The following is a 10,502-nucleotide window of genomic DNA, read 5'->3' as shown; positions in this document are numbered from 1 at the left end:
GGGGGGACGGGGAGACGGGGAGAGCGGAAAAATCTCTAGGGGTACCTTCTTCGCTAACTGACATTCCAGTGACAAGTGTAGCGATCGAAACTCCAGAAGGCTCTGTGCCGCTCAATTCTAGCTTCTACATCGAGCGATTGCCGCAAGAAGCTTATTGCCGAGCGGAAATTTCTAAACCCCACGCACTGATCCGACTCAAAGCACCGCGCCAGATGGGGAAAACTTCGATGATGATGCGATTGCTGCATCAAGCCGAACGTCAAGGCGATCGAACCGTATATCTGAGCCTAGAACATGCACCAGAAGCGGCGATGAGCGACGCCGATCGATTCTTGTACTGGTTTTGTGCCAGTGTGTCACTCAAAGCTCAACAAGAAGACTATGGCAGTCTCACGATGATGGTGGGTGGGACTCTCGGTACTCAGGAATATTTTGAGAGTTATTTACTGCCCGATTTGGGAGTCCCGCTGACGATAGGCTTAGATGCGATCGATCGGCTATTTGATTTTCCCCATCTTTACACCAACTTCTTTAGCCTATTACGCAGTCTCCATGAAGCGGGCAAACATACCGAAATTCTGGCTAAACTGCGACTGATTATCTCCCATGCAGCGGAAGTATATATCCCGCTCGATATTAACCAATCGCCATTTAATGTCGGCATTAGTATCGAAGTTAGTGAGTTTACCCGCGATCGCATCGAGTTACTCGCCGCCAAACATCAGCTAAACTGGATGCAGAAAGATTGCGATCGACTGATGAGCATCATTGGCGGACATCCCTTTTTAGTCAGACTAGCCATGTTTGAAGTAGCTCGCGATCGCATCGATTTGAATACGCTCATCGATACTGCCAGCAGCCGTCAGGGCATCTTTTATCAACGTCACCTCGCCCGTCTCGAAACTACCCTCAATAGTTACCCAGACTTACTCGCAGCACTGGCAAATGTGCTTAGCTCTACTGAAGGCGCGATCTTATCCCCTCGCCTAAAAGGCAGACTTGAAGGATTGGGACTAGTGAAATTTGATGGTGAATTCGTCGTACCCAGATGCGAGTTGTATCGCCAATATTTTAGCAACCTCGCTACAAATGCAACTAAATCATAACTAAATAGTAGCAAAAACAACTCTTTACGGAATTCAGCGGCGCGCGGTGTTTAATCATACATATCAGCCCTCACACCGCACCGTCATGTTCAAATACATTATCTCCTCGCTTACTCTCGCCTCCCTCCTCTTCGTTACCGCTACTAGCACTCGTGCCGAGCTAGCACCTGACGCCCTGACAATTCGCAGCAACACATCGGCACCTGCTGTCCGCCATCAACCGAGACAACTGGCTACCAATAGTCAGAGATCGATGGGCTACGTCAAAATGGGGCTGGATGCCCAGAAACAAGGCAATCCGAATCAAGCTCTAGAATATTACTACCAAGCCGTTAAAACCGACAACACCAACGCAGTCGCTTTTCTACTTGCTGGCAGCCTTTTAGGGGAGACTGACGATGGAATTGCCTGCATCAAAGCAGCTATGCTCCTCTTCCAAGCCCAAGAAAATCAAGAAGGGTACGAATTGGCAGTAGCTTGGTTAAAGGCACACAATATCGCTCCATAACGCCTGCAAATCGATCGCGGGTTGATGATAAATCTGCCAAAGCTGCATACTTTCGGGAACTCTGCCCAGAAAGATATTTAGCGGGAATATTCATCGAGCCTAATCGATCGCAGCTACTCAGCAAACATTACTACTACCTCAGCGGTTTTACTTTAGATGATTCGTCACCAATTTCCCCGATCCAAATTCGTGCGCTTCCTAATGGGGGCAATCGCCGTCCTGAGCCTGACGATTGTCCTGCATCTGGGGTGGGCAAATACCGCACCGACGCTGGCTGCCGATCCCCCAAGCGACATCATCTCACTCGCACCGACTACCGCACCCGAACCAGGGATCGGCTGGCAAATTACCTCTAGTTCTGGAGCCGCAGAAATCGAGCTGGCTAAACATCTCACGCAGCAAAAAGTCAAAGTCTACGGCGCTTATTGGTGTCCGCATTGCCACGAACAGGAGCAGTTATTTGGCAAGCAAGCGTGGAGCCAAATCGACCATATCGAATGTGCTGCCGATGCCAAAGTTAAGCCCCAGACAACTGTCTGCGAGCAAGCTGGGATTAAAGGTTTTCCAACTTGGATCGTCGATGGCAAATTAGAACCTGGTGTCAAAAAACTCGCACAACTAGGCGAGCTAACTAACTATCAAGGCAATAAAGAGTTTAAGTACGATCGATTATTGGATCGAGAATAGGTGCCGTTATGGATGAACAGCAGGGAGATGGTAGATGAGATCTCCGCTCTCCTGCCCATGTCGATTTTTATCCAACTACTATCGACAACTATGAAATTATTAACATCAAAACCAGAAATTGAATTTGCTAATCTCAACTCGCAACCGATCTTAGACCTGCGGTTTTGCAATCTTAAAACACTTCCAGAAAGTATTGCCAATCGCCCAGACCTAATCGAGCTATCGTTACTTAATAATCAGTTAATTAGCCTCCCCAACTGGATCGGCAATCTTGCTAGTTTAACTAGTTTATCGCTGAGTGCCAATCAACTAACTAACCTGCCAGATAGTCTTGGCAATCTGACTAATTTGCAATGGCTGTATGTCGGATCGAATCGGCTAACGGCTTTGCCAGCTAATATTGGCAACCTCTCGAAGCTGACTAGTCTCAGCTTGAAAGACAATCACCTCGCTACTTTACCTGAGAGCATTGGCAACCTCGATCGCCTCACTTGGTTACATCTCGATCGCAATCAATTATCGAGGTTGCCAGATAGTATTACTAAGTTAGAAAATCTCACCGAACTGAATCTCAGTAATAATCACTTAACTAACCTACCTACAGCTATTGGCAATCTAACTAAATTAGTTAAATTACATCTCGATCGCAACCGACTAACTAACCTCCCCGATAGTATAAGTAAGTTAGTAAATCTCCAAGAAATCCAACTTGATGGCAACGAAATTACGGATCTATCCGTACTTCAAACATTACCAAGCTTGCAAATTGTCCGCTTTGGGGGTGTTAATTTACCCCGTCAGTATTGGGTCGATCTCGATCGATTAAACCCGCGATGGTTACTTGCTGAAAATCGGGTCGAACTCCGGCGGATCTTAATCGATCGGATCGGTTATCTCCAAATTTACAACCACTTTGGGGCGATCGTCCAAGATACTTGGCGACAATATACTCTACTCAAAACCCGACGGTTTCAGTCATTCGAGCGCGAACCGATGGTCTTGCTCAAAATGGTTTGTCCCTCCACCGCCCACATTCACATCTTACGCGTACCGCCCACCATGACGAGTGCCGAAGCCGCGATCGTCTGGGTCAATCATGGCATCCATCCCGATGATTTCGCCGTACAAACTTGAGCCTGTGAGCCAACTCCAGCAACCGAACCCCGAGATGCGGATATTACGCCGCCCCAATTGTGAGAGACTGCTTAATATTTAGTTACAATAGAGAAAAGCGAGCAAAGAATCGCTCGTAGACTCAGATTTAGAGGTCGTTGGAATGAATGGTATCCGAGTTGGTTCGTTGTTTGGTATCCCTTTCTATATCAATCCCACTTGGTTCCTAGTATTAGGACTGGTGACGTGGACTTATGGTGAAGGGTTAGCGACACAGTTTCCGTCTTTACCAGGTGCTAGTCCTTTTATATTGGGGTTAGTTACTGCTTTACTCTTATTTAGTTCTGTACTCGCTCACGAGCTAGGACATAGCTTTGTCGCCATTAAGCAGGGCATCAAAGTCGATTCGATTACTTTATTCATCTTTGGCGGACTAGCCAGCTTAGAAAAAGAATCCGACTCTCCCGCTGCTGCCTTCTGGGTCGCGATCGCAGGCCCCGCAGTCAGTCTAGTATTATTTGGTATCTTCACTACCCTGGGCTTTGCCGGACATCTAACTGGCCCCGTCGCTGCGATTACGGCTGTCTTAGCTGCCATCAATTTATCGCTCGGTTTATTCAACCTGATTCCGGGCTTACCCCTCGACGGTGGCAATATCCTCAAAGCGATCGTTTGGAAAGTCACTGGCAATCAGTACAAAGGTGTCAAAATCGCGAGCATCGTCGGTCAAGGTTTTGGCTGGGTCGCGATCGCGTCGGGACTAGTACCAATATTCTTGTATGGTAGCTTTGATAACATCTGGAACTTACTCATCGGTTCGTTCTTGTTGCAAAATGCTGGTAAATCTGCCCAGTTCGCCCGCGTCCAAGAACGGCTTACTGGCATGACTGTCGCCGATGCCGTCACTCCCAACAGTCCGATGATTTCCCAAGATATCACCCTCCGCGAATTTGTAGACCAACGCACCCTTACTGGTAGCAACTGGCAGAAGTTCCTCGTTACCAATGAATCTGGGCACTTAGTCGGCGAACTAGCATTAGACGCCCTCAAAGATGTCCGATCCGATCGTTGGGCACATACAGCAGTCAGCGAAATCATGCAGTCGATCGAGCCATCCACGATTATCATCAGCGATCGACCATTATTGCAAGCGATCGAGCAATTAGAAGCTAAAAAAGTGACGACGCTCAGTGTCACCGATAGCGATGGCATCTTAGTTGGACTGCTCGAAAAAGCCGCCGTGATTAATCTTCTGCACCGTCAACCACAAGTTAATCCTGCTTAGATTTAGCATTCAGGATTATCTGTAATAGCCTACACCTAGTATCTATATACTTCGTTTAAAAATGGGCTTACCCCCCCAACCCCCCCAGTATAAGGGGAGGGCTGGGGTGGGGTAAAAATCTACGCAGCAACTCAAATAACTTATCAGTATGCGGTAGCGTGGGTACCCTACATGAATCTGAGTGCTTCACAAGCTCAATTGTCGTGGTAGTGTAAATTAATTACGCACGTCCGCAACTAAAATTTAGCTACCTCTAAATCGATCCCATGCAACCAAAATTTGTCCCTGTAATTCTGGCTGGCGGTAAAGGAGAACGGTTTTGGCCGCTGAGCCGCAAACATCGCCCCAAACAATTTCTCTGTCTCGATGGTAGTGGTGAAAGCCTGATCCAAGCTACAGCTAACCGACTGCTACCGATCGTGGGTAGTTGGGATGATATTTGGGTAATTACATCAAAACTGCTCGAAACGGGCGTTCAGGAGCAATTACCCAGCCTGCCAGCGGCAAATCTACTCGCCGAACCAGAGGGTCGAGATACGGCAGCAGCGGTAGCGTGGGCGAGTTTGGAAGTAGCCAAACGGTATGGGGACGATGTGGTAATTGGCTTTTTTCCCGCCGATGCCTGGATTAAGGATGTGGAGGCATTTGCCAAGACGATCGCGGCGGCGGTAGCATTAGCGGATACTAAGGACGCGATCGTTACCCTCGGCATCACGCCTACTTTCCCCTCGATCGGCTATGGTTATATTCAGCAGGGTGCAGATAGCGGGGATTACGGGCAGTTAAAAACATATCACGCCCTGCGATTTACGGAAAAGCCCGATCTCTCCACCGCCAAAGATTTTATTACTAGTGGCGACTATACCTGGAATAGCGGAATCTTTATTTTCAAAGCCAAAACCGCGATCGGTGAATTGAAGTTATATGCGCCAGAATTGATGCAATTACTAATCGATAAAGGTGTCAGTATTTATCCGACATTACCTAAGATCAGTATCGATTACGCCTTGATGGAAAAGACCAAATTAACCTATGTAATTCCCGCTGATTTTGGGTGGGATGACTTAGGCGATTGGAACGCGATCGAGCGACTCCTCAAAGGAGATAATATTAACGTAGAATTAGCCAATCATGTCTGTATCGATACCCACGGAGCGGTACTTTATGCCAGCAATCCGGAGGAAGTCGTAGTCACGATCGGTTTAGAAGATGTCGTCGTCGTCCGCGATGGTGATGTCACCCTAATTGTCGCCAAAGATCGCACCCAAGAAATCAAACAGATCGTCAATAAAATCAAGGAAGATCGGGCACTCGATCGGTTACTCTAATCGATTGTTTTTTACGCCAAACTCAAACAATTTGTGGGCAATGCCCACCCTACTTTTTTATCACCGGGACATAAGCAGAATAGTTATTTGGCATTTTTTAAATGATTGTCGCGTAACGCATTAGTTTAACTCCTCTAAATTATCTTCATCTGAAAGTTGCTCTCCTCGATCGACTTCATCTGTTATGTTATTGAATTTCCGCAATTCTGGCTTGGGCATCAGGAAAAAACAGGTATAGCGGACTATTGCTAGTATCTGTAATTAACCAGGGATGTGTGAGATAAGTCTGCTGGATATATTGCTCTCCAGCCTGAAGAGATTTATAAAATTTTCGCTTTCCATTATAGTCCAGCCAATAGACATTGACAGTAATTGAACTGTTGTTAATAAATTTGACACTAGTGCTGAAATCTCCATTAATCGATCGAATTCCCGCAGATTCCATTGGATGTCTCCGTTGAGCTAAAACTGGTGGGTTAATAGGCATCGTGAAGGTGGCTATTGCAAGAATTAATAAACAGAGACGATTAAGATGTGACATTATTATGTGATTTTCCAACAATTATACCGACATTTTACTTGTACAATAAGTTTTTTGAGGTTGTAAACCGGAATTATAGCAATAGTCAAGATCGTTAGGACGTTTTCTAATTAGTCCGCGTAGGCGGACTTTGCATCACAAGCTGCGATTTCAATCGCTGTGTCCTAACAGCCTTTGCGGTTGCTATATATCCATACACGTAAATTAATTTACAGCAATTAATTCGTGGACATTGCCCACTCTACTGGCTGGCGCAACTTACATTTAATGTACCCAAATAGGCTAACTAAATAGAATCCTGAAATAATCAGAAAGCGTAGGTTGGATTGAAACATAAAATCCAGCATTGCTAGCAATGCTGGATTCGATCGATGTTAGGTACTTTCTATGCTGCTTGGGCTTGACGTTCGGGGGAGAATTGGAACATCGAGTAGACCACATTCCGGCGAATGTCGGTCATCATTTCCAGGAACATCTCATAACCTTCTTGCTTGTACTCAATTAACGGATCTTTTTGACCGTAACCGCGCAAACCGACTGATTCGCGGAGGGCATCCATCGATTGGAGGTGTTCGCGCCAGAGGGTGTCGATTTGTTGGAGGATAAAGAAGCGTTCGGCTTGGCGCATCAGTCCGGCTTGGACTTTATCGATTTGCGTTTCCTTGAGATCGTAGGCGCGGCGGACTTCTTCACGCATGAAGACCTTGATTTCGTCGTAGGTCATATCGTCGATTTGGGTGGGGGTCAAATCGTCGAACAGATTGACAAATTCCCGTGCTTTGGAGACGAGGCTTTCGATTTTCCATTCTTCGGGTGGTAGCTCTGGGTCGATATAGGCGTTGACGATATCATCCATCGTCCGTTCGGCGTAGCGGACGACTTGTTCTTTGAGGTCTTGACCTTCAAGGACGCGACGGCGTTCGGCATAAATGGCACGACGTTGATTGTTCATCACTTCGTCGTATTCAAATACCTGTTTGCGGATGTCGTGGTAGTAGGTTTCGACCTTTTTCTGGGCACCTTCGAGGCTGTTGGTGAGCATTTTGGACTCGATGGGCATGTCTTCTTCGACGCGGAAGGCATCCATCAGCGCAGTGACTCGATCTCCACCGAAGATTTGCATCAAGGGATCTTTGAGGCTGAGGAAGAACTTAGTAGAGCCTTTATCGCCCTGACGACCCGCCCGACCTCGGAGTTGGTTGTCTACCCGACGGGATTCGTGACGCTCGGTGCCGATGACATGGAGACCGCCATTGGTTAATACTTCATCGTGTTCGACAGAAGTAAACGCATCATACTCTTTGCGAATGGCTTTGTAGGCATTCCGCAGTTTTTGGATTGCTTCGATTTCGGTCGGTGCTTTCTCGCAAGCGACGGCGATGGTTTCGTCAGCTTCGAGTTCGGATACGCTGCGTTCGCCATAATAGCCAACAGCGAAGTTGACCGCATCTTTGAGTAAAGCTTCGGTCTCTTTGGAGATTTCCGTGGGGAAGATGTCGGGAGAGGCTTTCCAAGTTTTCACTTTTTTGCCAGCACCGAAACCTTGTCCGGAAGCCTTGCTTTGTTGCGCCGCAGCTACAGTTGCGGGGCTGAAGTTGCCATCGTCTTCTGGGGCGACGATGCGCGGCATCAGGTACTCGCGCAGCTTGAGCCGCGCCATATAGTCGGAGTTCCCACCTAAGATGATATCCGTACCGCGACCTGCCATGTTAGTGGCGATCGTGACTGCACCTTTGCGTCCGGCTTGAGCGACGATTTCGGATTCCCGTTCGACGTTCTCTGGCTTAGCGTTGAGGAGTTGGTGGGGAATTTCGAGTTGATGCAGCAGGCGGGAGAGGACTTCCGATTTCTCGATACTGGTAGTACCGACGAGAACGGGACGACCTTGTTGGTGAAACTCTGCACATTCTTGAGCGACAGCCCGCCATTTGGCTTCTTCGGTCTTATAGACCACATCTGGAAAGTCATACCGCTGGCGCACCCGATTAGTGGGCATGACTGTGACCTGGATTTTGTAGGTTTTTTCTAGCTCGACTTCTTCGGTTTTGGCTGTACCTGTCATCCCACCGAGTTTGGGATAGAGCAAGAAGAAGTTTTGATAGGTAATCGTCGCTAGGGTTTGGGTTTCATTTTGAATTTTGACTTTTTCCTTGGCTTCGACGGCTTGATGCAAACCATCGCTCCAGCGGCGTCCTGAGAGTACCCGTCCGGTAAATTCATCGACGATCGTGACTTCATCATTCATGATGATGTAATTGACATCGCGGATATAAAGTTCTTTCGACTTGATGGCATTAAAGACATAATGCGCCCAAGGATCGGCTTCATCATAGAGATCCGTTACGCCTAGAAGTCGCTCAGCTTCAGCAAAACCTTCATCTGATAGCAGGACATTGCGCGCTTTTTCGTCTACTTCGTAATGGTTTTCTTTGTTCAAACCCCGAGCGATATCCGCAGCTTGAAGATACTTCTCCGTCGGACGTTCGACTTGACCGGAAATAATCAACGGTGTCCGCGCTTCATCGATCAGAATCGAGTCTACTTCGTCAATAATACAGAAGTTAAACGGACGCTGGACGACTTCCGCCATCGATTCCGCCATGTTATCCCGCAGATAGTCAAACCCCAACTCGCTGTTAGTTGCGTAAGTCACGTCGCAGGCATAATTTTTCTTCCGCTCGGGAGGATTCATCCCCGATTGGATCAGTCCCACGGACAAACCGAGGAAGCGGTGAACTTGTCCCATCCACTCCGCATCCCGTCGGGCGAGGTAATCGTTGACAGTGATAACGTGGACGCCTTTACCTGTGAGGGCGTTTAAATAAGCTGGAAGGGTTGCTACCAAAGTTTTACCTTCCCCGGTCTTCATTTCGGCAATCTGCCCTTCGTGGAGCACCATACCCCCCAGCATTTGGACATCAAAGTGTCGCAAACCTAAGACCCGCTTCCCGGCTTCGCGAACTACCGCAAAAGCTTCGGGGAGAATATCGTTGAGGAGTTCCTTCTCTTCCTCATCATTATTCGCCTGCTCCAATCTGCGTTTAAATTCGGTTGTTTTCCCTTTGAGCTGTTCGTCACTGAGTTGCTGCATCTCTTCCTCTAGCAGGGTGATTTCTGTGACGATCGGTTGATACTTTTTCAGTTTACGTGCGTTAGGATCGCCAAATAATTTTTTCAGCATAGGAGGCAAGCGATAGGGAAGTTAATCTAAAATTTATGAGTGCTGAGGTAGTCAAATCTTTACAGCTTTCGTATCTATTTATGGTATCATCAGCGACTGGTTTATGGATGTGCGGTCTACCGATCGAGTATCGGAGACAAGGCAACACATTGGTTGCAAATCTAGTAGAGCGGCAGATCGGAAGCGATACATGCGACGGTTTGAGTCAGGTTTTGGGCGAACTGCTGGGTCATCTCCAGATGTCTGGCGAGCAGAAACCCAAACAGGTAATGCTAATCGCCATTAGCGGCGGTATCAGCAGCAGATCCAGCCACAGCTAACGCACAGCTACGAAGCTGACCTTCGATTTAGTACTGTTTTTAAGATTAAGTAATCAGTCGGGATAACAAATGCCTGGAGACTAGAAGTCTCGGCTTGTGATGCAAAGTCCGCCTACGCGGACTGATTAGTTAGTCCGCGTAGCGAAAAGTGCGGTCTTGGGGTTTCCCCTGTCTTGTCGTTTTCTTATTCGGGGGGAACCCCCGAATAAAAACGCCGCAAGTAGAGCACCTTTTCAAGACAGCGACTGAAATCACGCGGAGGGTCCCTCCGCATGTGTTTCAGTCAAGACAGGCGGACTTTGTAACGTTAGCCCCGATTTTGCGACGTGCGCTCTGGAGGTTTCCTCCAGGTTTAGCGCGTCAAGACAAATCGGTGGCAGTACTGTCGTCATTACGATCGCATAAATAATCTCCGGCGTTGCTGAATTAGGGT

General features: G+C 47.7%; 10 protein-coding genes. 7 read left to right on the top strand and 3 right to left on the bottom strand.

The features are described from left to right. From RMO52_RS14830 to RMO52_RS14805, 6 genes are all read left to right on the top strand, one after another. The coding region (locus tag RMO52_RS14830) for an AAA-like domain-containing protein (protein ID WP_310415600.1) at positions 1-1,106 on the top strand (1,106 nt) is incomplete at its 5' end. 85 nt (positions 1,107-1,191) lie between these two features. Continuing rightward, on the top strand, positions 1,192-1,614 hold the full coding sequence (locus RMO52_RS14825) for a hypothetical protein (RefSeq protein WP_310415595.1): 423 nt from the start codon (positions 1,192-1,194) through the stop codon (positions 1,612-1,614). 156 nt (positions 1,615-1,770) lie between these two features. Continuing rightward, positions 1,771-2,301 carry a hypothetical protein gene (locus RMO52_RS14820; protein WP_310415593.1) on the top strand — a complete coding sequence of 177 codons (531 nt, stop codon included), beginning with the start codon at positions 1,771-1,773 and terminating at the stop codon, positions 2,299-2,301. Between the two features lie 90 nt (positions 2,302-2,391). Next, positions 2,392-3,435 carry a leucine-rich repeat domain-containing protein gene (locus RMO52_RS14815; protein ID WP_310415590.1) on the top strand — a complete coding sequence of 348 codons (1,044 nt, stop codon included), beginning with the start codon at positions 2,392-2,394 and terminating at the stop codon, positions 3,433-3,435. A 142-nt stretch (positions 3,436-3,577) separates the two neighbouring features. Continuing rightward, entirely contained in the window at positions 3,578-4,699 is a 1,122-nt protein-coding gene (locus RMO52_RS14810; RefSeq protein ID WP_310415587.1) for a site-2 protease family protein, read from the top strand. A gap of 266 nt (positions 4,700-4,965) precedes the next feature. Beyond that, positions 4,966-6,027, top strand: coding sequence for a mannose-1-phosphate guanylyltransferase (locus RMO52_RS14805; protein WP_309742213.1), 1,062 nt, complete (start codon positions 4,966-4,968; stop codon positions 6,025-6,027). A gap of 187 nt (positions 6,028-6,214) precedes the next feature. Here RMO52_RS14805 and RMO52_RS14800 read toward each other — a convergent pair whose 3' ends face one another. Further along, the gene (locus RMO52_RS14800; protein WP_310415584.1) at positions 6,215-6,514 is read right to left on the bottom strand and encodes a hypothetical protein; all 300 of its coding nucleotides are present in this window, start codon (positions 6,512-6,514) and stop codon (positions 6,215-6,217) included. A gap of 439 nt (positions 6,515-6,953) precedes the next feature. Beyond that, positions 6,954-9,749: a preprotein translocase subunit SecA gene (secA, locus tag RMO52_RS14795; protein WP_310415581.1), complete on the bottom strand. Its 2,796-nt coding sequence runs from the start codon at positions 9,747-9,749 to the stop codon at positions 6,954-6,956. A 35-nt stretch (positions 9,750-9,784) separates the two neighbouring features. Here secA and RMO52_RS14790 point away from each other — a divergent pair, with 35 nt between their 5' ends. After that, positions 9,785-10,069 carry a hypothetical protein gene (locus RMO52_RS14790; protein WP_310415577.1) on the top strand — a complete coding sequence of 95 codons (285 nt, stop codon included), beginning with the start codon at positions 9,785-9,787 and terminating at the stop codon, positions 10,067-10,069. Between the two features lie 251 nt (positions 10,070-10,320). Here RMO52_RS14790 and RMO52_RS14785 read toward each other — a convergent pair. Further along, positions 10,321-10,502 (bottom strand): hypothetical protein (locus tag RMO52_RS14785; RefSeq protein WP_310415574.1); only part of this gene is annotated, 182 nt, incomplete at its 5' end.

Origin of the sequence: Chamaesiphon sp. OTE_8_metabat_110, assembly GCF_031382685.1 — a bacterium.
In the GTDB taxonomy this organism is placed as follows: domain Bacteria; phylum Cyanobacteriota; class Cyanobacteriia; order Cyanobacteriales; family Chamaesiphonaceae; genus Chamaesiphon.
The sequence above is the reverse complement of the archived record's forward strand: the minus strand, read 5'-3'. Positions and strand labels throughout refer to the sequence as shown.

Bases quoted from the DNA above. Each gene is read 5' to 3' on its own strand.
- RMO52_RS14810 (WP_310415587.1), top strand. From the start codon at position 3,578: ATGAATGGTATCCGAGTTGGTTCGTTGTTTGGTATCCCTTTCTATATC.
- RMO52_RS14820 (WP_310415593.1), top strand. From the start codon at position 1,771: ATGATTCGTCACCAATTTCCCCGATCCAAATTCGTGCGCTTCCTAATG.
- RMO52_RS14800 (WP_310415584.1), bottom strand. From the start codon at position 6,514: ATGCCTATTAACCCACCAGTTTTAGCTCAACGGAGACATCCAATGGAA.
- RMO52_RS14790 (WP_310415577.1), top strand. From the start codon at position 9,785: ATGAGTGCTGAGGTAGTCAAATCTTTACAGCTTTCGTATCTATTTATG.
- secA (WP_310415581.1), bottom strand. From the start codon at position 9,749: ATGCTGAAAAAATTATTTGGCGATCCTAACGCACGTAAACTGAAAAAG.
- RMO52_RS14815 (WP_310415590.1), top strand. From the start codon at position 2,392: ATGAAATTATTAACATCAAAACCAGAAATTGAATTTGCTAATCTCAAC.
- RMO52_RS14805 (WP_309742213.1), top strand. From the start codon at position 4,966: ATGCAACCAAAATTTGTCCCTGTAATTCTGGCTGGCGGTAAAGGAGAA.
- RMO52_RS14825 (WP_310415595.1), top strand. From the start codon at position 1,192: ATGTTCAAATACATTATCTCCTCGCTTACTCTCGCCTCCCTCCTCTTC.